Genomic DNA, 25,524 nt, shown 5'->3' with positions numbered 1-25,524 from the left:
ACCGGACGGCTGATTTTTCTTTGCCGCGGATAAAACAGAAAAAGCGGATAAAACGAATAAAATGGAAAAAGCGTCTTTCCCTGCCGGAGGCGCTTCTTCTGTGTGTCCTGCTCTGCCTCCCGGTGCTGTCTTCCGGATGCGGCGCGAAGCCGTCACAGGAATACGGGGTATTTCTCGGCATCGGAGGCGAAGAGGCGGAACGCCTGCAGGATTATCGCATGGTAGTCATTGAACCGTCGGAGTTTCGGGAGGAGCAGCTCCGGGAGCTCCACGAGGCGGGAAAAACGGTATACGGTTATCTCAATATCGGAGCCCTTGAGGAATACCGTCCCTATTACAACCGTTTCCGGGATATGACGCTCGGCGTCTATGAGGACTGGCCGGATGAGCGCTGGGCGGATGTTTCCCGCCCGGAGTGGCAGCGCTTTGTTGCCGGCGAGCTGGGCGGACAGTATGCGGAGATGGGCTTTGACGGCCTTTTTCTGGACAACGCGGACGTCTATTACCATTACCCGGCGGACAGTACGTTTCAGGGACTCTGCGCGATTCTGCAGGAGCTGAAAGTCTATGATATTCCACTGCTTATAAACGGCGGCGATACGTTTGTCAAAAGGTGCATGGATGAGGGAAGCGCCCTCTCCCTCTTTGAGGGAATCAATCAGGAGAGCGTCTTTACGGGCATCAATTTTGCGGACGGAAGCTGCATAAGGCAGCAGGAGGCGGAAACGCTTTATTTTAAGGATTATCTCGCAAGAGCAAAGGACTGCGGCCTGTCGGTATATCTTCTGGAATATGGCGCGGCCCCGGCGCTCGCCGGAGAGATCGAGAGCTATTGCAGGGAAAACGGCTTTCTGTGGTATAACGCGGAAGGGCCGGCACTTCGGTGAAGAGGGAGGATGGAAATGAAGACGGTTCTGCTGCACGGCTTAGGGCAGACAGCCCGGGACTGGGATCATGTTATCATGCGGACCCTGGCCATGGATGCGGAGCGCCCGGAGCTGTTCGACGCGGGCGGCTACGTGGACTATTTCTCGATTCTGAACCGTTTGGAGCAGAGGTATGCGGATGCGGCAGAGCCTTTTCGTATCTGCGGTCTTTCGCTGGGAGCGATTCTTGCAATGGATTTTGCGATCCGCCACAAGGATAAGACGGCTTCGCTGATCCTGATCGGAGCGCAATATAAGATGCCGCGTCATCTCATCAATTTTCAGAACATCCTGTTCTGGTGCATGCCGGACCGGATATTCCGCGGCATGGGGCTTTCAAAGAACGATGTGATCAGGCTGACCCGTTCCCTGCGGTCATTGGATTTCAGAGATGCCCTGCATGAGATCGTGTGTTCGGTAACGATTCTGTGCGGAGAAAGGGACAGGGCAAATTTGAAAGCATCACCAGATTCTGTCCGCGACCTCGTGGGCATATTTCCAAGTCTCCTCATTCTTCATGGACATGGCCGTGCGGTATCCATAAACGGAGTTGATGCTGCGCGGAGGGCGCTTTGTGAATGCTCTGCCGAAGCCGATCATGACCAGCGGACAGATCAAATCCGAGATAAGCATGAAGATCTAAAAGCCCGTGGCGTCAAAGCTCCTTTGTCAGAAAATAAATGACAGCATATATTGGCAAGGCTATTGTAGCATACAGAATTAAGCGGTTGACCCTCACGCTGCGTCATAGATTAAAGTGGTCTTATCAGGAACGGGAGGGGAGGTTACGAACTTGAGAACGGCAAAGGAAATATCCGATATGGCAGGGGTCAGCGTGCGGACGCTTCATTATTATGATGAGATCGGATTATTGAAGCCGACCGGAAGAAGCGGATCGGGATACCGGCTTTATGATGAGGCAGCACTGGAAACGCTACGGCAGATTTTGTTTTTTCGTGAATTCGATCTTCCGCTGAAAGAGATCAAAGCGGTGATAGACAACCCGGCTTTTGACAAAAATCAGATTTTACGGATGCAGCGAAGCATGCTGGCTGCAAAAAAAGAGCGAATGGAACGCCTGATCGCCAGCATTTCACTGAAAGCGCGGGCGGTGAAGCGGCGCAGAAAAATTTCCGGAAAGCCGCCGAGTGGTACGGCGGGAAAGAGCAGGCGCTGGAAGCAGCGCAGCACCCGAACCGTCAGGAGGACTTTTCCAATCACCAGAAAGAACTTGAAGCAGTCATAAAGAAGCTGGCGGAAATGAGAGGGGCCGATGTTCTTTCCCCCGAAGTGAGAGCATTGGCAAAGGAATATGATCACATAACAAAACAGATGTTTCAGCTTCCGGATGAGATGGATATGGTTCTTGAGATGGCTTCGGCCTATCGGACAAATACAGAAATTCAGATCGCTCAGGATCGCATTTACGGCGATGGGACAACCGAGTTTGTCGGGAGGGCTATCGAAGCCCTTTATAAAAAATGACGATAATGAAATATCAGCCCCCATTGGCGACTTCGTCCGGCAGGAGATCGGAAACGATTTCCTGCTTTTTCTTATCCGGAGCGCTGCGCCTGCTTTTGCGGACGGATTGCCGGGAATGGTCATAATTTATTGGCGGCTCTGTGTTATGATGACTGCAAGTATATATGAATTGCAGGATTATTTCGATTCCATCCGGCTGGATATTGCTGAAGCGGCAGAAAGAATTACGGAGGAGACAATGTATCTGACGCTGAATTTAGCAAGAGTGCTTGCGTATAAAAGTGAAAAAATTATTTTGTCCAAAAAAGAGGGAGGAGAGTGGGCGCTGAAGAACTTACCCTCCGAATATTACCCGTTGATTGGGAGCGCCTTGCAGGAATCCATGGAAGCCGAAAAGGTTATTTATGATAAAGAGTATGCCGTAAAATATGCGGAATATATGCTGAGCGAGATTGCGAAAGGATAAACGGTTACACTCTCCGGGAGTGCTTTGGTATGGAGATGAAAATGAATCAATATTTGCAGGAAACCGGAATGCTGGATTTTTCAAATCCGGACATTCAAAAACTGATAGAGCGGAAGCGTTGGAAAGAACAGAATGAATTTGATCGCATCAAAGCCATTTATAACTTTGTAAGAGACGAGGTTTTATTTGGATACAATGCAGATGACAATATTTCGGCGTCTAAGGTCCTTGAGGATGGATATGGCCAGTGCAATACAAAGGGAACCCTTTTTATGGCATTGCTTCGTGCCTGTGAAATTCCTTGCAGGGTTCATGGATTTACCATAGATAAAAAACTGCAAAAGGGCGCGATGAGTGGATTTGTTTATAAAAATGCACCTCAGAATATATTGCACAGTTGGGTCGAAGTGTACTTTGAAGATAAGTGGTATGAACTGGAGGCATTTATACTGGATCAAAAATATTTGTCAAAGCTGCAGAAAAAATTTGCAAATTGTAACGGTTCTTTCTGTGGTTATGGTGTGGCGGTAAAGGATTTTCAGCACCCGGTCATTGATTTTGACAGAAACAGCACCTACATCCAAAGCGAGGGAATCACGCAGGATTTCGGAGTATATGATTCGCCGGACGAATTGCTGGAAAAGCACCGTCAGGAGTTGTCAGGCGTCAAAGCCTTTGCGTATAGACATCTGGGAAGACATTTGATGAATTGCAATGTAAGGAAAGTAAGAAATCGCAGCTGAGGCGGTCTGCGCTGACCATATTCTCGCGGCACGCATATACTTTAAAGTAAACTTTGAATTTTGGGAGGAACCGATGAATCTGGGTAAAGAAGACGAATATCGGGAGTTCAAGGAGAGTCTGGGACAACTGGATAAAGGTTTGAAATCCATTACCGCTATGCTTAACAAACACAATGAGGCGACGGTGTATTTTGGAGTAGATGATAATGGAGACATATGCGGCCTGATGATCGGCAAGAATACACTGAGGGATATTCGGAATCGGATTCGGGATAAGATAGAGCCGCGTGTCTATCCGAAAATTGAAGCGTGCAAGGAGCAAGGGAAGAGTTATATTAAGGTTTCAGCAGCAGGATCCGATATACCGTATTCCTTTGATGGCAGATATTATATCCGTGTCGTTTCAGCAGATGAGCAGGCGGATAATACGATCTTGCGAAAAATGCTGGCATCATCTGACGCAGATATTATCAGTCAGAAAGCTGCACCCGAGCAAAAGCTTAAATTCAGATCTCTTTTTGCGTTACTTACGGCCAAAGGGTATCATCCGAATACTTCTGAAGATTTTCTGGGTAATTTTGGATTGTTGAACAAAAAGGGAAAATATAACCTTAATGCCTATCTGCTGGCAGATCATAATGAGACAAGGATTACGGTAGTTCAATTTGATGGGACAGATAAAACCGTAATGTCTAGCCGGACCGAATACGGAGGAAAATGTCTTCTGGCATCCATCGAGGAGGTAATGCTGTATTTTTCTGCATTAAATGTGACAAAGGTTGATGTAACCCAAACAAAAAGACAGGAAACGTCACTGGTTGATTACCCTAGTTTCCGTGAGGCGTGGATTAATGCCTGCCTGCATAATGATTGGAACAATGGGATTCCTCCATCAATCCATGTTTTTGATGACAGAATGGAAATTATTTCCTATGGCGGGTTACCGTATTCGCTTTCATTGGAAGGATTCTATCAGGGAACGAGCGTGCCGGTGAACAGAAATCTTCTGAGAATTTTTATCGCGGCAGGGCTAGCGGAACAAAGCGGACATGGAGTACCTACCATTGTTTCCAGGTATGGGAAGGATGCGTTTTCTTTTGCTGACGGAATGTTGGTTGTTACCATACCCTTTGCATTCGAACGTGACGATGTGCGTTTAAGGAAACGCATCTCGCTGAGTAAGAACGGCCTCAGTGATAATCAGAGGCTGGTATACGAGATTCTGCAGAAAGATGGCAGTCTTAATCTGCAGGAAGCTGCAGACAGATGTGGATTAAGTCTGAGCGGTGTGAAGAAAATATGCAGGGTGTTGCAGGAACTTGGCTTATTAAAGAGAAGAGGTTCAAGAAGAAACGGATATTGGATGGCAGAGTGAACTATACGTGTACTTTGAGTGAACTATAAGTACACTTCTGACAACGAATGCATGATCTGTTGAGGTATCGCAGCCATGGAATTATTTGATCGTGTACCGGATAAATTATTCACGATTTTGGGTTCTGCCAAGAAGTCGCTGTATGTTCAGGCGCTGTTCGTTCTACGGGAGGCTTTTCAGACAGAGCTGCAGATCTGGAAAGAGGATCTGACGGCGATGATGATGAATTCGTTGGAGAGCAGTATGCTGGAGGCAGATTTTACCGAAGAGGCAGAGGAGGAGAATGAGGATCAGTCCGAGGCAGTGGATATCTCCGGAAAGGCCCGCCTGCTCCTGAGAAAGCTGAAAGTCACCGGCTGGATCGATACCGAATATGCACGGGGGAGTTTTGATGAGTACATTACCATTCCGGACTATTCCATTGCGATCATTAATCTGCTTTACAGCCTCACAGAGGAGAGAACCCGCGAGTACAACAGCTACGTGTATGGAACCTATGCCGTACTGGAGAATGCAGAGAGAGGCAAGAGCAATTACCTCTTTGCCTTGCAGCAGGCCTATCATAACACCAATCAGCTGGTCATCGAACTGAAGACACTGTTCAACAATATCAAACGATATTTCCAGCTGGTAGAGAGGCCCGATCAGGATGTAAATTTGCTCCTGCATGAACACTTTGACGAATATAAATCCAAGATTATTGATGCCGTCTATTATCCCCTGAAGACGATGGATTCCGTTCCGCGGTTTAAGAATTCGATTCTGGAGATCTTGAATGAATGGATGGATTCGGAAACGATCCGGGAGCAGATAGTGTCAGATGGCATGAAACGGCATGTGTTTGATTCTGTTGAGACGGGAAGAGGCGAGACGGAACGGATGCTGGCCTCGGCCATTGATATCTATGATGAAATCGAGGACATGATCCGTGAGATCGACAGGAAGCATAATGAATATACGAACGCATCCGTCGACAAGATCCGTTATCTGATCAACACCGATCAGAGTGCGAAAGGCAAGCTGATTGATCTGTTGAAGAACTCTGACAATCCCAAGGTTCTGAGGGATATGTCAGAGGGTCTGCGCATTTATCAGCACAGTTATGCGGACATTCAGTCTCTCTATGAGCAGGCAAGGAGAACCCGCCGCGGTGAGGGTAAACCTCTTCCGATAGCTGAGCCACAGACCAATCCGGCACTGGTTGGTGATTTTCTCTCTGATATCCGCAGACAGTATACGAATAAGAAGATTGACCGCTATATACTGGATTCCCTGAGCAGTCGGAATGAGATGCAGACGGAGGATTTTATCATAACCGGTTCGGAAGACTTCATCCTCTTCCTCCTGGCTACCCTGCGCGGCAGGGAGCAGAACAGCCCCTATACCGTGACATTCCATGAGGGCAATACGGATGCGGATGGATGGAATCTTCCGAATTTGAAATTTACGAGAAAACATAAGGAGCAATCCGCTCATAGTACTGTGCATTGACACAGATCTTCCGGGAGTAACAGCAATGTTTGAAGAAAAATATGAGAAGCTCAACATGACCGACAAGGAGAATTTCCGCAGACTGGTCAACTATCTGCTGGGGCACAGCTTTCTGGTATCGGCAGACTTCGATTTTGAGGATAGCATCCGCAGATCGAATCCGGATTACCTGTTCATGGAACGCCACTTTGAACTGTTCGAGGAGTATCTGTCATTTGCAGGCTTCCATCTGATCAGGGATACGGGATATGGTGTCATTGCGCTCTCCAGTGAGTATGAATACAATCACTATAAATTTGATAAGATGACGACGCTGTTCATCTACTGTCTCCGCCTCATCTACGAGGAGGAGCGGGAGAAGCTGTCCCTGGCTCAGGAGGTATTCACGACAACGGGAGAACTGGTCCATAAGCTGCTGTCCGTCAATGCGGTGAGCAGGAAACCCGCCAATGTCCAAATTCGTAATTCGCTCCGGACCATGGCGAGATTTCAGATTATCAGCAAGGTAGACGGCCTGTGGGAAAGTGCGGATACACGCATTCTGATCCGTCCCACTATCCTGTTCATTGTCTCCAACGAGAGAATCGGCAATATGCATAAGCTCATCGAGGATGATACAGACGGTGTTGATGCCGGTGAGCCAGGGACAGTGGAAGAAGAAATCGAGCCGGAGAATGAAGATGTAACGGAGGGCGAGGGAGAATGAGACAGATAGAGCGCCTGCTGCTCATCCACTGGTACAGCTTCGATAAGGAACTGATTGAGTTCGGAAATGTCAATTTCCTGACGGGAAAGAATGCCAGCGGCAAATCCACGATTATTGATGCGATGCAGCTCCTCCTGCTGGGAGACTCTGCGGGCAGTTATTTCAATAAGGCGGCGAATGCCAAGTCGGTCAGAACCCTTAAAGGGTACCTTTTCGGAGAGACGGGAGACGATGGGGATACCGGCTTCCAGTATCTGAGGAAAGGTCCCTTTACCAGTTATATTTCTTTGGAATTTCTGGACACGGATAAGAAAGAACGGTTTGTCACAGGATTTACGGCAGATTGCTACAGTGATCTGACTTTCAAATTCCGCTGGTTTATTCTCAGGAAGACCGGTCTGCCCGAGAATCTGTTCATTGACCCGAAGACCAGAGTTCCTTACAGCATGGCGCAGGATTTGAAGCCTTTCCTGAATCGCACCGTTGGCAAGAACCGGTATGACTTTTACGATACCAATCATGCCTTTCAGAATGCCCTTCTCGGTGTGTACGGGCAGGTCAAGAGGAAGTATTTTATGCTCCTCAGGAAAGCAGTCCCCTTTACCCCCATTACCGATATAGAGCAGTTCATCACAGAATCGATCTGCGACATCAAGGGTCGGGTCAATGTCGAAGATATGCAGAGTGAGATCCGACAGTATAAGCGTCTGGAAGACGATGCCGCCAGGATCCGTACCCGGATCGACAGACTGGGTCAGATTCACTCCGTCAGCGATCGATATGAGCAGCAGAAAGAAACCCGCCGCCAGCAGAAATACATCGCAGACCGTGCCGAACAGGTAGAAAAACAGTCAGAGAAAGAGCGGCTGGAAAGAGATTTGCGGTGTTTACAGGATAAAATCGCAGACAATCAGGGTCAGGCGGAAAATCTGCAGAAAGAAGCAGAGAATCTTAAGACAGAAATCGATGAACTGAACAATACCTATCTTACCTCGGATCTGCGTCAGCGCCAGAAAACACTTGAGCAGAAGAGCAGCGAATTGACGGCCCGACGGGACGAATTGCTGCGCCGCCGTGATAAGGTAATTGAACGGATACGCAGTTGTGGAGAGGACTGGGCGCATACCGCAGATGAGCTGGATCAGCTGTCGACCGGATCGGATGCGGGAGGGGCTCTGTGCACCGCTGATTCGGCTGTGAAGAGCAGCATTCGGCAATTACGATCGGTAAATACAGGCACACTGACCTCTGTGCCGATTCGGGAATCCATGCAGTGCCTTTCAGATTTGAAAGAGCAGATGGCGAATACCGCCTCCGATCTCCAGGGCGGTGTACGGGCGCTGAAGAATACGATGGATGACCTGTCGGAGCGTGTTGACAAACTGCGGAGAGGGATCAAACCCTACCCCAATCATGTCGTGAGGGTTAAGGCACTGCTGGAGAGACAGCTCATGGAGCAGTCCGGCAAGACGGTCCCGGTTCATATTCTGGCAGATCTTTTGGAAATCCGTGATCTCTCATGGCAGAACGCCATTGAGGGATATCTGGACAAGCAGAAATTCTATCTTCTGGTGCCGGCTGAATATTATCGGGATGCCTTGGTAATTTACGACCATGCGAAACGGGAACAGGGCGTCTATGATGCCGGGCTCGTGGATATCGGTTCGCTTAGAAGAGATTATGAGCAGAAAAGTCGGCAGGCTCTAACCGATCCGAAAGGCTCCCTGAACAGTACGGGCAAGGCCGGCGCCCTGTCGGAGGAGATCGAAACGGACAATCCGGATGCGAGGCTCTATGTGGATCACCTGCTCGGAAACGTGATGAAGTGCGGGGATGTCATGGAACTGAATCGCTACCGTACCGCGATCACCAGATCGGGCATGCTGTATAAGGGCTATGTATCCAGGAAGATCAATCCCAGTCGATATGAGAATCCTTTCATCGGACGGGAATCCATCAAGCGGCAGCTGCAGCAGCTTCAGAAAGAGCTGAACCAGAATAAGGCTCTGTATGAACGGCAGGACAGCCTCTTTTGCACGATGAGAGCCCTGAGCCGGACCGAACTCATGTCGGACTATGAAATTACTGCGCATGAGCAGTCAATTCAGGACAGCGCCGCAATTCCGGAGCTGCAGAAAGAACAGGATGCTGTCAGAAGAGAGTATGACAGTATTGATTTCACCTATCTCGAAAGATTGAAGCGGCAGAGGGATGAGAAAAAGCAGCTCTATGACCGAAAGTCTAAGGAAAATCAGGCTCTGTTGAAGGAGAACGGCGGTCTGGAAGAGAAAGTCCGTCAGATCCGGGATGAGAGATTGCCCGAAGTGCAGCAGTCTCTTGAGACCATTGCGGACAGAATCCAATCCTGCTACGACCGGAAATGGATGGAAGCAGCTGGAGAAATCCGGTTCCAGAAAGAACTGGAGAATGAAAGAAAAGGGACAAGAGGCTCACTCTCTCTGCGTGAGAGCTTCAGCAGGGCGGCAGAAGCGACAAAGACGATCATCTCACAGGCGGAGCAGGAGAGGAGCAGACTCAGAGCCGCTTATAATGCGGATTTCAAGATGCCTTACGATATCAGTCTGGAATCCAACAGGGAATATGACAAGGAACTGCAGAAGCTCAGTGAAAATGAACTGTCCTCCTATGTGGATAAGATCAGAGATTCCCGGGAAAAAGCCTACAACCAGTTCCGGGATGACTTCATTGCGAAACTGAAGTCCAATATAGAAGATATTAAGAAGCAGATCCACGAGTTGAATGACTATCTGCGGAATAATTGTTTTGGGACCGATCGATATCAGTTCATTGTGGAGCCGCGGGCAGAATATAAGCGCTACTACGATATGATTATGGACCCGCTCCTGATGGATACCGGCGGATGGAACATTGCTTCGGAGAGCTTCAATAAGAAGTATCAGAAAGAGATCGACGAACTCTTCCGGATTCTTATCCTCTCCGACGAGGATACTTCAGAGGCCAGACGGCAGGAATATGAGAGGAACATTGAGAAGTTTACGGATTACCGCAGTTATCTGGTATTCGACATGACCGTCACCAATGAACAGGAAGAGACGCAGCGCCTGTCTAGAATGTTGAATAAAAAGTCCGGCGGCGAGACGCAGGTCCCTTTCTATATCGCGCTGCTGGCCTCGTTTTCACAGGTGCTCCGTATCCGGTCCAAGCAGAACAACACCATCCGCATGATCATTCTGGATGAGGCTTTCAGTAAGCTGGACGGCGAGCGGATCCGGCAGTGTGTGCCTCTGCTGAAGGAATTCGAGTTGCAGGCGATTTTCTCGGCTCCCACAGATAAGATTCCGGAAATCGCACCTCTGGTGGACAGGAACACTGCGGTGTACAAGGATGGTCATCATTCTTTCACCAGACATTTCGATCCGAGGGAGATCGGGGATGATCCGGATGAACGTTCAGATACGGAGTAGACACAGATTGCGTGTCAGGCTGAGTATAACGGGGGAGGCGTGGTGCAATGCCGGCTGAACAGAATTGGACGAAGTTTCTGCTGAATCAGCTGTTGGATGTGTACGAACGCAGCAGCTACTTCCGGACGGGCATATACAGCCGCCGGCTCCTCTACAAGGCGTCAACAGCGGATGACCTGATGCGGCGCATGGAGGATCCGGATGAAAAGCGGAACTTCCTGCTGATACTGAGGGAGCTGAAAGAGCGGGGCATCCTGGATTACTCATGGATGAAGTACGAGGAGGGTAATATCGTAGAAGCAATCTGGCTCTCTCCGGATGAATCATCCATCCAGGCGGCTTACGGAATGGCCGGCCGCAGACCAATGAAGTCGGTCCTGGAGAAAGTGGAAATCCTGCTGTCAGAGAACATAGAGATTCTGCTGCGACAGAAAGAGGATACGCCGCTGCCCCGGAGAGAAAGCATCCTGCACTATCTGGAGACGCAGCAAACAGCTCTTGTTCGGAAGAAAAAACTGCCTTATATTTTTACAGAAGACCTGGACTATGATGCCAGGCTGATCCGATTTCTGATGCTGCTCTCGGACAATCAGGATCTGCAGATGGAGCGTGTGATCAGCGCGAAGCTGTATGGGGACAGCAAATACTTTGAACGCCAGATGAAATCCAGGGTAGTCAGCATTCTGCGTCGGATCAGGAAGGAACGCCTGAACAAAACAGACAGCGCAGAGCTTGACGGGGGAACGTCAGAGAGCTCCGGCGACGAACTGTCGGATGAGGACCTCCTGCTGGAGTATGGGATCAGCCGCTGGCCTGAAATTTACGAGCTGTGCGGGAATCTGTCTGTTGAACTGGACAATGGTTCCGTGCTGTCTTATGAGAATGAGAAATATGGCGCGTATCTCAATTCAGATACGGTCAGGCATATCAGGAGAGTTATCGCCAAAGGGATTTCCAACATTCTGTTCATCGAGAATAAGGCCAATTATGTATGGGTGGTTCGGCAGCTGACGGATCACTCGCGGATGGTGTATTCAGACAACCGGACAGAAAGAGCTCTCGCCGGAATCGGCAATGGGCTGCTCGTGATCTATCACGGCGGCTGTTACAGCCCTATGAAAGGACGTCTGTTCCGTTCCATTGTATTGGCATGCCCTCCCACGACGTCCGTATGGCATTGGAGTGATATTGATGTCGGCGGTTTTCGCATTTTTCTGAGACTGCAGAGCGAAATTGCAACAGGTGTCAGGCCGTTTCTCATGGATCTGGATACCCTGCGGGAATATGAGTCCGTGGCGATGCCGATCACCAGTAACCAATATCTCGCCATTCTTGCTGAGATGCATGCAGATGATGAATATGGAATCTTTCATTCTCTGATAGAGTATATGATTCAGAAGAAAATCCGACTGGAACAGGAGAATGAGATCGATTGAGTGTCAGGACAACTTTCCTGTTGCAAAGCCGCTCTTTCTCAGGGAAATTGGAAAGAGAAGCTGCCTTGCCTGGTTTCGCGGCATATCCGGTTTACGATCTCTGATTTTTTGATTCAAATCATGTTTGCGCTGTCCTTTTTCTGATAAGATGCACACAGAGAAAAAGAGCAGCCAAACAGAGCAGCCCGGGGAGGCGGACATGAGAATTGCATTTTATGACACAAAGGCTTATGACAAGGAGTATTTCGACAGAGAGAACAGCCGGCACGGCTATGAGATCGTCTATCACGAAGAGAAGCTGAATCCGAAGACGGCGGTTTTTGCGAGAGGCGCGGAGGCGGTCTGCGCGTTTGTCAACGACGACCTTGGCGAGAAGACGCTCCGGGCTCTGGTCGAGAACGGCGTTCAGCTTGTGGCGCTCCGCTGTGCCGGTTACAATAATGTGGACTTCCGTTATGCGTACAACCGGATCCACGTCGTCCGCGTGCCCGCGTATTCGCCGTATGCGGTGGCGGAGCACGCCGCGGCTCTGCTGCTGACGCTGAACCGGCATCTCAACCGCGCCTACAACAGGACGCGCGACTTCAATTTCAGTCTGGTCGGGCTCACGGGCTTCGATCTTCACGGCAAGACGGCCGGGGTCATCGGAACGGGCAAGATCGGGCGCTGCTTCATTGACATCATGAAAGGCTTCGGCATGAACGTTCTCGCCTACGACCCCTATCCGGCAAAGAACAGCGATCTGCATTATGTCGGTCTGGATGAGCTGCTGGCGGAATCAGATGTCATCTCAATCCACTGTCCGCTGACCAAAGATAATTATCACCTCATCAATGCCGAAACCATTGCAAAGATGAAGCCCGGCGTTTATCTTGTGAATACCTCCCGCGGCGGGCTGATCGACAGCGAGGCTCTGCTGGACGGCCTGCTGTCCGGAAGAATCGGCGGCGCGGGCCTCGATGTCTACGAGGAGGAGGCGGATATGTTCTATGAGGACAATTCCGGCAAGATCATCGCCGATGATGTGCTGGCGCGTCTCCTTTCGCTCCCGAATGTACTGCTGACTTCGCATCAGGCGTTCCTGACGAGGGATGCGCTTGAGAACATCGCGGGGACGACGCTCGGGAACATCGACGATTTCTTTGCGGGCCGGGCGCTGGCGAACGAGGTCTGCTACAAGTGCGATCAGGAGCCGGGGGCCTGTACGCATGAAAAGAACGGCAGATGCTTCTGAGATAATATGCCGTGAGAGACACCGGCCGGGGACGGCCGGGGCGGGCGCCTGCCGCAGAATACAGAGGGAAAGGAAATTATGTTTCTGGTGCTTCCGGGACTTGTGATACTGGGGATTTATCTTTCGGCAGCGGTGCTTCCGGCATTGGCGCTGCTCCTTTACATTTACAGACAGGACCGGGTCGAGCATGAGCCGGTCGGCCTCATCGGAAAGCTCCTGTTAGGGGGTGTTTTCGCGGGACTCTGCGCCATTGTGCTCGAAACGATAGGGGAGGCGATACTGCCGCGGCTGATCGATCCGCAGCGGCCGGCGTATACGATCGCCCTCGCCTTTCTTGTCGTCGCGGGCTCGGAGGAGGGCAGCAAATATTATTTCATGCAGCGGCAGACATGGCGGAGCAGGGAATTCAACTACCGCTTTGACGGCGTGATCTACGCCGCGGCGGTTTCGCTGGGCTTTGCCGCGTTTGAAAACATCGAATATGTCTTCGGCTACGGACTCTCGGTCGCTCCGATGCGGGCGCTGCTGGCCATCCCGGGGCACCTGAGCTTTGCGGTGTTCATGGGGACGTTCTACGGCCGGGCAAAGTTCTGGCACGATCTCGGGGATGAGCGGCGGGCGAAACAGAGCAAGCGGTTCGCCTGCCTCAGTGCCATTTTCTTTCACGGCTTTTACGATGCCTGCGCCATGATCGGCACCGGCCTCTCGACGCTGGTGTTCCTCATCTTTGTCGTCGTCATGTACGTTCTGGCGTTCCGGCTTGTGAGGAGCGGGGCGGCGACGGACACGTCAGTGTAGATTCCGGAGCCCTTTTTATTCCCCTGTCTCGGTGGAGAGCAGGATCCGGTCGTTGTTGAATGCCGCGCCCGAGCTTGCGGCAAAGCGCTCGAGAAGATCATCCACGCACATGCCTCTGCGCTCCTCCCCGGAGACGTCAAAAACGATGCGCCCGGCATCCATCATCAGTGTCCGGCTGCCCAGCTCCAGCGCCTGATTCATGTTGTGCGTCACCATGAGGCAGGTGATGTGCCGCTCGGCGACGATGCGCTTTGTGAGATCCAGCACCTTGACGGCGGTGGCGGGGTCCAGTGCGGCCGTATGCTCGTCGAGGAGCAGGATTTTCGGCGTCACCATGGTCGCCATGAGAAGCGTCAGCGCCTGACGCTGTCCGCCGGAGAGGAGGCCGACCGGATTTTTCATGCGGTCCTCGAGACCCATGCCAAGGAGCGCGAGCTGCTCCCGGAAGAATGCGCGATCCCGGGCGGAAATGCGGCTGATAAAGGAGGTGTGGGCGGAAGCGCGCAGGTACGCGATCGCCAGATTTTCCTCGATTGTCATGTGAGGGGCGGTGCCCATCAGCGGGTCCTGAAACAGACGTCCGATGTATTTGCTGCGGTTATGCTCGCGGACAAAGGTGATGTCCTGTCCGTCCAGCTCAAGGAACCCCTCGTCGGGGTAAAAGGAGCCGGCAATCGCGCCGAACAGGGTGGATTTTCCGGCGCCGTTGCTTCCTACGATGGTGGCGAAGTCTCCGTCGTGCAGAGTGAGGCAGACGTGATCCAGCGCGCGCTTCTCATTGACGGTTCCGGGATGGAATGTCTTGCTGATGTGATCGATGGTCAGCATGCGGCTCACTTCCCCTTTCTCTGTGCGCGTGCGCGGAGCTCTGCGGAACGCTTTCTCTGAATGGAGAGGAGCGCGCGGAGCTGCGGCGCGGCAATGGCGACGGCGACGATCAGGGCGGAAACCAGCTTGAACGCCTCCGTGGGGACGTTCAGACGGAGCGCCAGCGAAATGATGAAGCGGTAGAGCATGGAGCCGATCAGAACGGACACGAGCTTCCAGAGCATATGAATGCTGCGGTTCGAGAACGTCTGACCGATGATGAGCGAGGCCAGAGCGATTGTGACCATTCCGGTTCCCAGATTGATGTCGCTCATCTTGTTGTACTGTCCGATGAGAGAGCCGGCAAGTCCGGTCAGACCGCCGGAGATGCAGAGCCCTACGACGATCATAAACCCGGGGTTGATCGAGGATGCCCGCACCATCGGCGAGGAATCGCCGGTCGCGCGGATGGAGAGGCCGAGCCTTGTTCCGAGGAAGAAATGCAGAACAAGGACGAGGAGCGCCGCCAGCAGAAGCAGGAGGATCAGGGCCGACCACTCCTGCCAGAAAGCACCGTCCGACAGACCTTTCCAGAGGGAGAACACGGTGGGCGTCCCGAAGATCGCGATGTTGGACTTAAAGCCCATCACAGCGAGATTGACGGTGTACAGCCCCGTATTGACAATGATCCCCGCAAGGATGCTCTGCACACGGAACGTGGTCTGGAGAATACCGGTGATGAAGCCGGAGAGAACGCCGGCCGCGATCGAGGCGAAGACGGCGAGAACCGGATGCCCCGACAGCGTCACCAGTGCGCCGACGGCGCAGCCCAGCGTGTAGCAGCCGTCCGTCGAAAGGTCACAGACGTTCAGAATGGTAAAGCTGATGAACAGCGACAGTGCGACCAGTCCGTAAATCAGACCGGTTTCGAGCGCTGTCTGAATAATCCCTGCGGTGAGAAACAAGATGCCCTCCCTCTTTGGTCTGCGTGTCCATCCGGGTGAAAAACCTCCGGAATGAAGAAGCTCAGTCAAAGTTCTGCTTGGTGGTGGTTTCAATGATCTGCGTTGCCAGCGGCCTGAATGCCGTCTTCACGGCGTCAAGGTCGAGGCCGAGGGCCGCTGCGGTTTCGGTGTTGATGGTGACGATGCCGTTGTCAAAGGTCCGGACCGGGGTGGAGGCCGGGTCGGCGCCGCTCAGAAGAAGCTCCGCGGCCATATCCGCGGTCTCGGCCCCCAGCTTGGCGTAATCGACGCCGTAGCCCGCGAACGCGCCGTTCAGCGCGAAAGAATCCGCTCCGCAGTAATGCGCGATGCCGGCTTCGGCGAGCTTTTCATAGATGGCGAGCTCGGCGGTCATGATGGTGTTGTCGGTGGGGGTGAATATCGCGTCGACGCCCTCGGCGATCAGCGCGTCGGCCGCCGCGGAAACCTCGTCATTGGTGGTCCCGGTCTTTTCAATGAAGCGGACGCCCTTTGCCTCGAGGAACGCTTTTGCGTCGGCCACCGGCTGTGTGGAGGCGTCCTCGCTCGAGGAATACAGGATGCCGATATAATCGGCGTCACGCTGGGCGGCGAAGATCAGGTTCATGATCGCCTCGGTGTTCAGCGCGTCGGAGGTTCCGGTGATGTTGCCGCCGGGAGCGTCCATGCTGGCGGCGAGCTTTGCGCCCACCGGATCAGATACGGCCGAGAATACGACCGGGATCGGATGATCCTCCGTGGCGGCCTGCATGATCTGGGCGGTGGGCGTTGCGATCGGGACGATGACGTCCACGCCGTCGGCAATCAGCTCCGAGGCGATCTGCTGGAGCACGGTGCCGTCCGCCTGCCCGTTGTAGGTATAGTCCGCATAGTCGAAGACCACGCCGTTTTTCTGTCCGAGCTCGTCGAGACGGGACTGAATGTTCTGCTGGATCTGATTCAGCGAGGCGTCGTCTACATACTGAACGATACCGACCTTGTAGGTCGTGCCGGAGCCGGCTTCCGGGGACGCGCTTTCTTCTGCCCCGCTCTCATCTGCCGCGCCGCTCTCCTCTGTGCCGCTTTCCGCTGCGGTATTTTCCGCAGTGCCGCTTTCCGCCGCCGCGCCGTCCGCTGTGGACGGCGCGGCCGTTCCTCCGCAGGCTGCGAGCGACAGAGCCGTGATCCCTGTGAGAGCCATAGCCGCAAGTCTGTTCTTCATCATTGTGTTTTTCCTCCTCGCCGAAGCGTCGTGCAGCGCGCAGACCGTATCTGCCGCTGCTGTCGTGGGCGGCTGCCTGTGATGGCGGCCGGAGTCTGTCCCCCGCAGAAATAAAAAAGCAGCTTAAGTCCCGCTATGGGACAAAAGCCGCTGCTTCTGCGATACCACCCACATTGACGAACCCGTCTGTGCATTCTCCCGGATGTATTCCGGCACCGTGCCGTGATTCGCCCACTCTGTTTACACACCATCATGTGCACCTGTCTGGTAACGGTCAGGAACCCGTCGGAGCCTACTTAGAGCCGTGGTTGTCCAGAACTGCCGCTCTCTGTTCGGTCCGCCCTCAGAAGTCCATTCGCCCAAGTTCCGCCTGCTGCAATCACACCGCCTGCAGCTCTCTGTGAGGTTTCCGGAGGGTTACTGCTCTTCCTCAAAAGTTTAAGGAAATAATACGCATCATCACGGGACTTGTCAACAGCATTTTGAAGAAAAAGTAGCGTGTACGGTGCGTTTTTCTTACCGCGTTGACGGCTGCCCGGCGTACCGCGCCACGATGTCATTCATCTGCGTCCACTTGCGTTCCATATCGCGCACCAGAGCGATCTGCGTCCGGGCGCGGACCAGATTGTGCTCGGGATAGGCCGTGTGGAAATAGACGTCTCCGTTCAGATAATCGCCGAGGAAGCGCATGCCGCATTCATAGGTCATGAGCTTCGCGCCCCATGAAAGCTGTCGTACCTCCGCCGGCGTGAGGATGCCTCCGCAGCCGGTGAGGAAGCCGCGGACATAGCTCTCATACAGAGGGAGCGACAGACCCGCAAGAGAGGCGTCCGGCTCGTCCTCCCTCGCCGTATTGGCGCCGAAGCGGATCGAATCGCCGAAGTCGTTGACGGAGAGGCCGGGCATGACGGTGTCCAGATCGATGACGCAGATCGCCTCCCCCGTGCGCTGATCCAGCATGATGTTATTGAGCTTCGTATCGTTGTGCGTGACGCGGAGCGGGAGCTCGCCGGCCTGCTGGAGACGGACGGAGACACCGCAGTCCGCCCGCCGGTCCGCAAGGAAGCGTATCTCCTCCGCGCAGGAGGCGGCGCGCCCCATGACATCCTCCTGAACCGCGCGCTCGAAATCGCGGAAGCGGCTGGGCGTGTCATGAAAATGCGGAATCACCTCCGTCAGCGTTTCGCTCGGAAAGTCGTGCAGGAGGCGCTGGAAGTTCCCGAACGCCACGGCGCTGTGATAGAAGTCCTCGGGGTTCCTCGCGGCGTCGTAGGTGACGGCATCCGTGATGAAGAGGAACATGCGGAAAAAATTGTTCTCCCCGTCGATGTAATGGAAGCTGCCGTCCTGCGTCGGAATCAGCGTCAGCGTCTCGCGGTCCGGGTCGCCGCCCTGCGCCGTGATCTTCTCGCGGAGAAAGAGCGTGACGCTCTCGATGTTCTTCATCAGGGCGAGCGGCTCGTGAAATATTTCGGTGTTGAGGCGCTGCAGAATATAGGGGCGCGCACATTCCACGAGGTAAGTATCGTTGATGTGGCCGCTGCCGTAGCGGCGGACGCTGCGGGGGCTGCCCTGTGTGAGAAAGTGCCGGGCGGCGTCCATCACTGTCTGTTCGCGTAAGGCTGTCATGAAAAATCTCCGTTTCTTAAGTCAAATACCCCGCAGCAAGCTGCGGGGTATGACCAGCTTGTTTCTGATTTGTACGTCCCAAGGGACGACTGCCATGGGAATAAATTACTGCAGCTCCCTCAGCTTTTCATTGACGCGGTTCCGGAGGGTCTGGATTCCACCGGCGCTCATGGGATAGCGGTCGATTGCCAGCTCGTTTCCGGGATCCAGAACGGCGACAGCCTGTTTCCGGCCGATTTTTTCGGCGAGGAGGTGCAGCGCGCAGTAGTCCGAGAACGCCGCGTCGATCAGCATGAGGCGCAGGGAATCGATCGGCTTTCTGTCCGGCCCCGGATAGACCAGAAAGGGATCGCCGGAGGGGAATGCGCCGCCCGCGTCCGTGCAGGAAAAGGGGTCGATCGGGTAGAACGAGTATTCGGAATTGTAGAAATTGTAGGCCCACTGCAGGAAGCCGTCGATGTTCTCCTTAAAGAGCTGCATGCCGAGTACCCGCGTGCGGTATCCGGGCTGCGCGATGAAGCGGTTGGATACCTTCTCCCACTGCGCGGTGCAGTAATAGGCGAAAAGCCTCGGCGGGCGCTTCGCAAGGAAAGGGGCGATATGGTTGGTGGCACAGATCGGCGTTTCCACGAGCCCCTTTTCGTAGAAGCTGTAATCCGAGAGTGCGTCCATGATGTGGCAGCCCGCGAGCTCGCGGCTCACGCCCTCGTAGGCGAGGCGGTAGGACTCGAGCTGCTCCATCGAAGGCTCGTCGGAGATATGGAACCAGCAGTCCTCCAGCACGCCGAGGGAGCTGAGCTCCGCCCGGAGCGCCGGGAGAAGCTGATGCAGGAAGCTGCGGTATTCCGGCCCGGCGGCATCGGTGTCCCAGCCGAAGAGCTGGCAGAGTGCGCCGTCCTTTTCGCCCATGATTTTGGGAGCCGCGACCGCGCCCCACTGGCTGAAAAGATGAGAAATCTCAAAGTAGCGGAAGCCGAGGCCGCGGCAAAGCGCGATCCAGCGCCGGAGCCTGTCGAAGCCGAAGTGATAGCTGTCGGAGCCGGTCACGGCGACATCCACGAGCTGAACCGTGCGGCGCTCGCCGCCGAACGCCGTGTCGAGCGGGGGCGTGAAAATCGGCGTGAGTATCATATTGCAGTGATGATCCGCCGCCGATTTGAGAAAGTTCTCAAGGATTCGCCAGTGCTCCTCGGAGAAAACCTCGACGCCGTAGTAATTGGCAAGGCAGTCGCAGTGGAACCACTCGGTGTGAGGAATGGGGAGGGCGGGGAGGACGTGCCGGAGCACCTCGTACTGCAGCTCTATGCTTCCGAGCGGTTCGCCGGCATCCCCGCTTTGGCGCAGATCGGGCAGACGGCGGACATCAACGCGGGCCGAGTGCAGTCCGGGCTCGGCGTCCGCGGGCACGGCGATATCAACCCAGAGAGCCCCCCATGAGCAGGAGAGCATCGGGAAGCCGCAGGCCGGGACATCCCGCAGAATATCGGGATAAAGACCGGGTTTTTCCGAGAGATAATCGCTGTCGGTTCTTCCGCCCGTGTGGCAGGGATAAGCGCAGGGCACCGAATCCACATAGCGGACGCGGACGCCCGCGGAGGCCTCTGCCGCGCCGCGAAGCAGGGTCATTCCGTCGTGGAAGTACGCGATCTGAAAGGAGATCGTCTCCCCCCGGAGGGCCGTCATATGGCCGGAGAAGCCCTCGCCGGAGGGCCTGCGGTCAGTTAAAACCTTTTCCATACATGATACGGGAATTAAGTGATACATAGCGTTCTCCTGTTCTTGTCGGTGAAATGAAAATTGTCTCAATGGCTTAAAACCATTGTAATGAATCTGCGCGGAACGTACTTGCACGATTGTTTTGATTCCTTGCAGAATTGTATCTTTATTGAGAAATATGCCTCATAATAAAGTAAAAGTCAGGAAAGGAGGCGCAGGTGAGTTATATCGGAACAAGGCTCCCGACGCTCTTCGGGGTCGGGCGGCTTTACAGCGTGCACTATTTTGAATATGCAAGGAATTTTTCCTTTGACGGGGAGAGGCATGATTTCTGGGAATTTATTTATGCGGATTCCGGGTCCGTGCGGATTACGCAGGGAGAGGCGGCGCATGTTCTGGAGCGGGGGCAGATCGCCTTTCATCAGCCGATGGAGTTTCATGATGTGCACGCGACCGGCCGGAGCGCCCCGAATCTGATCGTGGCGTCCTTTGCCTGCCGGAGCGCCGCGATGAAATATTTTGCGGGGAAAATCCTCACGATCGACGCGGAGGAAAAGCTGCTTCTGGCGTCGCTGATCCGCGAGGCGGCGGGCTGCTTTTCCTCTCCGCTGGACGATCCCTATCTGGAGAATATGTCCCTTTCTTCTTCCGTTCCTCCGGGGGCGCTGCAGCTGCTCCGCCTTTATCTTGAGGAATTTCTGATTCATATTTACAGGAGGTATCACGCTCCGGCAGGCGTGCCGGCTCCGGACGCCGTGCAGACGACGATGCAGGCCAACGACCGGGAGCGGCAGTATGTCTGCATTCAGGAGTATCTCCTCGGCCGTCTGGGGCAGACGCTCACGATCCGCCAGATCTGCCATGACAATATGATCTCGCGCTCGCAGCTCTATAAGCTGTACCGGGAAAAAGCGGGATGCGGCGTGATGGATGCGTTCGTGCAGATGAAGATCCGCGCGGCGCGCCGCATGATCCGGGAATCGGACCTGCAGTTCCAGCAGATCGCCGAGGCTCTCGGGTACAGCTCCCTCGCCTACTTTTCGCGGCAGTTCCGCGCTGTCTGCGGGAAATCGCCGTCCGAATATGCGACCTCGGTGAAAGCGATGGCAGACAAACGAGAGCAATAAAAGCGAAATCGATTACAAATGAAGATGAAGAATGTCGTTTTTGAAACCGCCTGAAAATATGAAAAGTGCACAAAAACTCCGATGAAAATTCGATCAATTATACAGTTGAACCAAAACAGAGCAAATATTAAAATGGAAGCAGTGAAAACGATTACACAAATACAGGCAGCAGGATGAACAGGAGAGGACATGATCGACGAGTCGAAATGGGAACCGATTTACCGGGAGCGCTTCGACCGCTTCCGCAGTGAGCTGCAGTGGCTTTACGGCGAGCTGTACCACGGGGATGAGCAGGCATTTGATTATTTCTGCGAGATGCTTCACCGCTGCTACACGGAGCGGCGCAGGAGTCTGCGCGAGCTGGACGAGGCCCGCGAGGTGGTGCCCGACTGGTATAAGGACGGAAGCCTTACCGGGATGCTGATGTACACGCAGTGCTTTGCCGGCACGCTGGAGGGGATCCGGAGCCATCTCGATTATGTCGGGGAGTGCGGCGTGAACTACATTCATCTGATGCCGCTCCTGCAAAGCCCGGCGGGACGGAGCGACGGCGGCTATGCCGTCTCGGATTACCGCGCCGTGGAACCCTCGCTCGGCAGCATGGAGGATCTGGAGGCTCTGGCGGACGACTGCCATGCCCGGGGAATGAGTGTATGCCTCGACTTCGTCATGAATCACACGAGCGAGGATCATGAGTGGGCGCGGCGGGCCCGCGCCGGAGAGCGGGAATATCAGAGCCGCTATTTTTTCTTCGACAACTGGGATATTCCGAATCAGTTTGAACAGACGGTGCCGCAGGTGTTTCCGCAGACGGCGCCCGGAAATTTCACGTGGTGCGAGGAGGCGGGCAAGGTGGTCATGACCACCTTTTACCCCTATCAGTGGGATCTGAACTACGGCAATCCGACCGTGTTCAACGATATGACGGAAAACATGCTCTATCTGTGCAACCGGGGCGTGGACGTCGTCCGCCTTGACGCGACGCCGTATATCTGGAAATCGCTCGGAACCACCTGCCGGAACCTCCCGCAGGTGCACACGCTCGTGCGCATCATGCGCATGGCCTGTGAGATCGTCTGTCCGGGGACGCTGCTGCTCGGCGAGGTGGTGATGGAGCCCTCCAAGGTCGTTCCCTATTTCGGGACGGTGGATAAGCCGGAGTGCAACATGCTCTACAATGTCACGACCATGGCGAGCACATGGCACACGGTCGCGACCCACGATGTCCGTCTGCTGAAGCACCAGCTCGGAACGGTGTTTGCGCTTCCCCGCGAGTATACGTTCCTCAATTACCTGCGCTGTCACGACGATATCGGCTGGGGGCTTGATTATGATTTCCTGAAGCAGTTCGGCATGGAGGAGGTCGCGCACAAGCGTTTCCTGAACGATTATTTCCGCGGCTTTGTCTATGGCGGAGACGCAAGGGGCGAGCTCTATAATGACGACCCGCGTCTCGGCGATGCGAGACTGTGCGGAACGACGGCCTCTCTGTGCGGGATTGAGGCGGCGGAATTCGAGCAGAACGCGCAGAAGCTGGACGCGGCGATCCGCCTCGATGTCATGCTCCATGCATTCCTGTTCACGCAGAGCGGCATCCCGGTGCTGTACAGCGGCGACGAGATCGGGTTCCTGAACGATTACGGCTACCATGAGGATCCCCTGAAGCGGGACGACAGCCGCTATATCCACCGCGGGAACCTCCCGTGGGAGGAGGCGGAGAAGCGCAGGAATCCCAAGACGCGGCAGGGGCGCATCTTTTCGGCGATCCGTCAGATGGAAAGTCTCCGGGAGAAGCACCCGGTTTTCCACGGGAGCGCGGACATCTGGCTGGTGGAGACGTGGAACGATCACGTGCTCGGCATCGGACGCTACTATCAGGGGGAGAAGCTGATCGCCCTGTTCAATTTCAATAACTATGACGAGACGGCGTGGATCGACGAGCATGAGGACTATGTGGATCTTATGACCGGCGAGGCGAGAGCGGCGAGAGCGGTGGGAATTCCGGCGAACGGCTTTGTATGGCTCCTCACGGATTTCCGCGGGAAGCCGGCCGGGATAGCGCCGGCAGCGGAGGCCGGAGATAAGCCGGAGGAGGCGAAAAAACCGACGCGGCGCAGAGCGGGGAAGCAGACATGACGATAAAGCAGGTGGCAGAGCTTGCAGGCGTCTCCTCCGCGGCAGTCAGCCGCTATCTTAACGGCGGTTCGCTGAGCGATGAAAAGCGGGAGCGGATCCGCCGGGCGATCGAGGAGACGGGCTATCATCCGAGCGCGGCGGGACAGATGCTCCGGACCGGCCGGGTGAATCAGATCGGCGTGATCGTGCCGCGGATCAATTCGACCGCGGTCGGGCAGGTCACGGCCGGCATTGCCGAAAAGCTCCGGAGCACGAGGTACATGATGGTGCTGGGGAGCTGCGACGGAAACGAGCAGACGGAGCTGGAATATCTTGCGTCCATGCAGGCGAATCATGTGGCGGGGATCATTCTCATGGGGACGACGTTCACGCCGGCGCATGTCGAGGCCTTTCGGCGCTGTCGGGTGCCGCTGGTGATCACGGGGCAGCGGTTTTCGGACACGCACTGCGTCTATCATGACGACATCGGGGCCGCGCGTGAGCTCACGCGCCGGATGATAGCCCGCGGGCACAGGAAAATCGGCTACATCGGCGTCAGCGAGCGGGATGCGGCCGTCGGACAGGCGCGCCGGCGGGGCGTCGAGGAGGCCATGCGGGACGCGGGCCTTAACCCTGCAATGATGCCGCGCGTATCGGGTGAGTTTGACCCACAGAGCGGCGCGGCGGGTATCATGCACCTCATCACGATGCACCCGGAAATCGACGGCGTGATCTGCGCGACGGATGTGATTGCGCTGGGCGCCATGATGCGTCTTAAGGAGCTGGGACGGAGAATACCGGAGGATGTCGCCGTGGCGGGCTTCGGCGACAGCTGGGCCGGCACCATTGTGGATCCGATGCTGACGAGCGTGCACCTCTATCACGGGCAGTGCGGCGCGGAGGCGGCGGGCATGATTCTGGAGCTTCTGGAAAACGGAGACAGGTCTCCTGTCCGGCAGACAAAGCTGGGCTATACCGTAGTGGAAAGGGGCTCTCTATGAGCGGATCGGAGCAAAGACTGATTTTTGTTGATATTGACGGCACGCTGACGCCGGCGGGGAGCAATGTTCCTCCGGACAGCGCGGTCGATGCGATCCGCCGTGCACAGGCAAACGGGCACCGCGTGTTTCTCTGCACGGGGAGGAATCCTGCGCTTCTTCGCCCTCTTCTTCGCTACGGCTTTGACGGCATGGTGGCCTGCGCCGGCGGCTATGTGAGCTGCGGCGGGCAGGTTCTCTTTGACTGCCCGATGACGGAGGAGCAGAAGCAGCTGGCGATGGACGTTCTCGAAAGAAACCACGTCTTCCGGACCATCGAGGCGCTGGATGCGACTTACGGGGACAGCGGGCTCAGTGATATCCTTGCGGCGGCTTCCGAGGGCAACAGCGAGCTGGAGCGCTGGCGGAGAACGCTGGCGGAAAACTTCGGGATTCTTCCCATGGAGGAATACGATGGCCGGCCGATCTATAAAATCGTGATCATGTGCCTCTTAGAGGAGCAGCTCACCGAGCCGCGGCGGCTCTTAGAGGAAGAATTTGAGTTCTGTCTCCAGCATGTGGCGCAGCATGCGAATTGTCTGAACGGCGAGCTCATCAACCGCCGCTTCGATAAGGGCACCGGCGTCCGGCGGGTCTGCGAGGCCCTCGGCGTTTCCGCGGACGCGGCGATCGGCTTCGGGGACAGCATGAATGATCTGGCGATGATGCAGATGGTGGGGACGAGCGTGTGCATGGCGAACGGGAGTCCGGAGCTGAAAGAGATCAGCGACATCATCTGCCCGGCGGTCACGGAGGACGGCCTCGCGCAGGCGTTCGGGCAGCTCGGACTGATCTGAATACAG

The 25,524-nt window shown here is 54.8% G+C and carries 22 protein-coding genes; 17 read left to right on the top strand and 5 right to left on the bottom strand.

Annotation, left to right across the window (positions count from 1 at the left end):
- The first annotated feature begins 20 nt into the window (after positions 1-20).
- From E0E20_RS08605 to E0E20_RS08545, 13 genes are all read left to right on the top strand, one after another.
- The gene (locus tag E0E20_RS08605) at positions 21-887 is read left to right on the top strand and encodes an endo alpha-1,4 polygalactosaminidase (RefSeq protein ID WP_242622732.1); all 867 of its coding nucleotides are present in this window, start codon (positions 21-23) and stop codon (positions 885-887) included.
- Between the two features lie 15 nt (positions 888-902).
- Positions 903-1,610: an alpha/beta fold hydrolase gene (locus E0E20_RS14770; RefSeq protein WP_442911476.1), complete on the top strand. Its 708-nt coding sequence runs from the start codon at positions 903-905 to the stop codon at positions 1,608-1,610.
- 136 nt (positions 1,611-1,746) lie between these two features.
- Positions 1,747-2,172 carry a MerR family transcriptional regulator gene (locus E0E20_RS14595; RefSeq protein ID WP_334295341.1) on the top strand — a complete coding sequence of 142 codons (426 nt, stop codon included), beginning with the start codon at positions 1,747-1,749 and terminating at the stop codon, positions 2,170-2,172.
- The gene (locus E0E20_RS14590) at positions 2,100-2,411 is read left to right on the top strand and encodes a TipAS antibiotic-recognition domain-containing protein (protein ID WP_334295340.1); all 312 of its coding nucleotides are present in this window, start codon (positions 2,100-2,102) and stop codon (positions 2,409-2,411) included. Before E0E20_RS14595 ends, E0E20_RS14590 begins: the two co-directional genes overlap by 73 nt.
- Positions 2,412-2,556: 145 nt before the next feature.
- Positions 2,557-2,877, top strand: a complete 321-nt coding sequence (locus E0E20_RS14225) for a DUF4111 domain-containing protein (RefSeq protein WP_242622731.1) — start codon at positions 2,557-2,559, stop codon at positions 2,875-2,877.
- 29 nt (positions 2,878-2,906) lie between these two features.
- Positions 2,907-3,620, top strand: a complete 714-nt coding sequence (locus tag E0E20_RS08580) for a transglutaminase family protein (protein ID WP_330508894.1) — start codon at positions 2,907-2,909, stop codon at positions 3,618-3,620.
- Between the two features lie 73 nt (positions 3,621-3,693).
- Positions 3,694-4,995: an RNA-binding domain-containing protein gene (locus tag E0E20_RS08575; protein WP_130837792.1), complete on the top strand. Its 1,302-nt coding sequence runs from the start codon at positions 3,694-3,696 to the stop codon at positions 4,993-4,995.
- Between the two features lie 75 nt (positions 4,996-5,070).
- Positions 5,071-6,486: a Wadjet anti-phage system protein JetA family protein gene (locus tag E0E20_RS08570; RefSeq protein WP_130837791.1), complete on the top strand. Its 1,416-nt coding sequence runs from the start codon at positions 5,071-5,073 to the stop codon at positions 6,484-6,486.
- A 25-nt stretch (positions 6,487-6,511) separates the two neighbouring features.
- Entirely contained in the window at positions 6,512-7,192 is a 681-nt protein-coding gene (locus E0E20_RS08565; protein ID WP_130837790.1) for a DUF4194 domain-containing protein, read from the top strand.
- Positions 7,189-10,638 carry an ATP-binding protein gene (locus E0E20_RS08560; protein ID WP_130837789.1) on the top strand — a complete coding sequence of 1,150 codons (3,450 nt, stop codon included), beginning with the start codon at positions 7,189-7,191 and terminating at the stop codon, positions 10,636-10,638. The genes E0E20_RS08565 and E0E20_RS08560 overlap by 4 nt, the downstream gene beginning before the upstream one ends.
- A 47-nt stretch (positions 10,639-10,685) precedes the next feature.
- On the top strand, positions 10,686-12,074 hold the full coding sequence (locus E0E20_RS08555; RefSeq protein WP_130837788.1) for a Wadjet anti-phage system protein JetD domain-containing protein: 1,389 nt from the start codon (positions 10,686-10,688) through the stop codon (positions 12,072-12,074).
- 199 nt (positions 12,075-12,273) lie between these two features.
- Positions 12,274-13,308, top strand: coding sequence for a 2-hydroxyacid dehydrogenase (locus tag E0E20_RS08550; RefSeq protein WP_130837787.1), 1,035 nt, complete (start codon positions 12,274-12,276; stop codon positions 13,306-13,308).
- Between the two features lie 78 nt (positions 13,309-13,386).
- Positions 13,387-14,106 carry a PrsW family intramembrane metalloprotease gene (locus tag E0E20_RS08545; protein ID WP_130837786.1) on the top strand — a complete coding sequence of 240 codons (720 nt, stop codon included), beginning with the start codon at positions 13,387-13,389 and terminating at the stop codon, positions 14,104-14,106.
- Between the two features lie 15 nt (positions 14,107-14,121).
- Here the strand turns inward: E0E20_RS08545 and E0E20_RS08540 are convergent, their stop codons facing one another.
- The 5 genes from E0E20_RS08540 to E0E20_RS08520 all read right to left on the bottom strand — a co-directional run bounded on the left by E0E20_RS08540 (position 14,122) and on the right by E0E20_RS08520 (position 20,490).
- On the bottom strand, positions 14,122-14,934 hold the full coding sequence (locus E0E20_RS08540) for an ABC transporter ATP-binding protein (protein ID WP_130837785.1): 813 nt from the start codon (positions 14,932-14,934) through the stop codon (positions 14,122-14,124).
- Between the two features lie 5 nt (positions 14,935-14,939).
- Entirely contained in the window at positions 14,940-15,878 is a 939-nt protein-coding gene (locus tag E0E20_RS08535) for an ABC transporter permease (RefSeq protein WP_242622730.1), read from the bottom strand.
- A gap of 61 nt (positions 15,879-15,939) precedes the next feature.
- Positions 15,940-17,100, bottom strand: coding sequence for an ABC transporter substrate-binding protein (locus E0E20_RS08530; protein WP_130837784.1), 1,161 nt, complete (start codon positions 17,098-17,100; stop codon positions 15,940-15,942).
- A 513-nt stretch (positions 17,101-17,613) separates the two neighbouring features.
- Positions 17,614-18,726, bottom strand: a complete 1,113-nt coding sequence (locus E0E20_RS08525) for a phosphotransferase enzyme family protein (RefSeq protein WP_130837783.1) — start codon at positions 18,724-18,726, stop codon at positions 17,614-17,616.
- A 105-nt stretch (positions 18,727-18,831) separates the two neighbouring features.
- The gene (locus E0E20_RS08520) at positions 18,832-20,490 is read right to left on the bottom strand and encodes a DUF4091 domain-containing protein (protein WP_130837782.1); all 1,659 of its coding nucleotides are present in this window, start codon (positions 20,488-20,490) and stop codon (positions 18,832-18,834) included.
- A gap of 170 nt (positions 20,491-20,660) precedes the next feature.
- On the opposite strand from E0E20_RS08520, the gene E0E20_RS08515 reads away from it, so the two are divergent.
- From E0E20_RS08515 to E0E20_RS08500, 4 genes are all read left to right on the top strand, one after another.
- Positions 20,661-21,569 carry a helix-turn-helix domain-containing protein gene (locus E0E20_RS08515; RefSeq protein ID WP_130837781.1) on the top strand — a complete coding sequence of 303 codons (909 nt, stop codon included), beginning with the start codon at positions 20,661-20,663 and terminating at the stop codon, positions 21,567-21,569.
- A 189-nt stretch (positions 21,570-21,758) separates the two neighbouring features.
- Positions 21,759-23,705, top strand: a complete 1,947-nt coding sequence (locus E0E20_RS08510; protein ID WP_130837780.1) for an alpha-amylase family protein — start codon at positions 21,759-21,761, stop codon at positions 23,703-23,705.
- A complete protein-coding gene (locus tag E0E20_RS08505) occupies positions 23,702-24,685 on the top strand; it encodes a LacI family DNA-binding transcriptional regulator (protein WP_130837779.1) in 984 nt (327 codons plus the stop codon). The genes E0E20_RS08510 and E0E20_RS08505 overlap by 4 nt, the downstream gene beginning before the upstream one ends.
- Positions 24,682-25,518, top strand: a complete 837-nt coding sequence (locus E0E20_RS08500; protein ID WP_130837778.1) for an HAD family hydrolase — start codon at positions 24,682-24,684, stop codon at positions 25,516-25,518. Before E0E20_RS08505 ends, E0E20_RS08500 begins: the two co-directional genes overlap by 4 nt.
- Positions 25,519-25,524 lie beyond the last annotated feature (6 nt).

Origin of the sequence: Lachnoclostridium sp. Marseille-P6806, assembly GCF_900625025.1 — a bacterium.
Taxonomy (GTDB): Bacteria; Bacillota; Clostridia; order Lachnospirales; family Lachnospiraceae; genus CAG-791.
This window is presented reverse-complemented; position numbering and strand designations above follow the sequence as displayed.

Excerpts from the sequence above, each read along its gene's own strand:
- E0E20_RS14770 (WP_442911476.1), top strand. The coding sequence starts at position 903 with ATGAAGACGGTTCTGCTGCACGGCTTAGGGCAGACAGCCCGGGACTGG.
- E0E20_RS14595 (WP_334295341.1), top strand. The coding sequence starts at position 1,747 with ATGGCAGGGGTCAGCGTGCGGACGCTTCATTATTATGATGAGATCGGA.
- E0E20_RS14225 (WP_242622731.1), top strand. The coding sequence starts at position 2,557 with ATGATGACTGCAAGTATATATGAATTGCAGGATTATTTCGATTCCATC.
- E0E20_RS08580 (WP_330508894.1), top strand. The coding sequence starts at position 2,907 with ATGGAGATGAAAATGAATCAATATTTGCAGGAAACCGGAATGCTGGAT.
- E0E20_RS08575 (WP_130837792.1), top strand. The coding sequence starts at position 3,694 with ATGAATCTGGGTAAAGAAGACGAATATCGGGAGTTCAAGGAGAGTCTG.
- E0E20_RS08570 (WP_130837791.1), top strand. The coding sequence starts at position 5,071 with ATGGAATTATTTGATCGTGTACCGGATAAATTATTCACGATTTTGGGT.
- E0E20_RS08565 (WP_130837790.1), top strand. The coding sequence starts at position 6,512 with ATGTTTGAAGAAAAATATGAGAAGCTCAACATGACCGACAAGGAGAAT.
- E0E20_RS08560 (WP_130837789.1), top strand. The coding sequence starts at position 7,189 with ATGAGACAGATAGAGCGCCTGCTGCTCATCCACTGGTACAGCTTCGAT.
- E0E20_RS08555 (WP_130837788.1), top strand. The coding sequence starts at position 10,686 with ATGCCGGCTGAACAGAATTGGACGAAGTTTCTGCTGAATCAGCTGTTG.
- E0E20_RS08550 (WP_130837787.1), top strand. The coding sequence starts at position 12,274 with ATGAGAATTGCATTTTATGACACAAAGGCTTATGACAAGGAGTATTTC.
- E0E20_RS08545 (WP_130837786.1), top strand. The coding sequence starts at position 13,387 with ATGTTTCTGGTGCTTCCGGGACTTGTGATACTGGGGATTTATCTTTCG.
- E0E20_RS08540 (WP_130837785.1), bottom strand. The coding sequence starts at position 14,934 with ATGCTGACCATCGATCACATCAGCAAGACATTCCATCCCGGAACCGTC.
- E0E20_RS08530 (WP_130837784.1), bottom strand. The coding sequence starts at position 17,100 with ATGATGAAGAACAGACTTGCGGCTATGGCTCTCACAGGGATCACGGCT.
- E0E20_RS08525 (WP_130837783.1), bottom strand. The coding sequence starts at position 18,726 with ATGACAGCCTTACGCGAACAGACAGTGATGGACGCCGCCCGGCACTTT.
- E0E20_RS08520 (WP_130837782.1), bottom strand. The coding sequence starts at position 20,490 with ATGTATCACTTAATTCCCGTATCATGTATGGAAAAGGTTTTAACTGAC.
- E0E20_RS08510 (WP_130837780.1), top strand. The coding sequence starts at position 21,759 with ATGATCGACGAGTCGAAATGGGAACCGATTTACCGGGAGCGCTTCGAC.
- E0E20_RS08505 (WP_130837779.1), top strand. The coding sequence starts at position 23,702 with ATGACGATAAAGCAGGTGGCAGAGCTTGCAGGCGTCTCCTCCGCGGCA.
- E0E20_RS08500 (WP_130837778.1), top strand. The coding sequence starts at position 24,682 with ATGAGCGGATCGGAGCAAAGACTGATTTTTGTTGATATTGACGGCACG.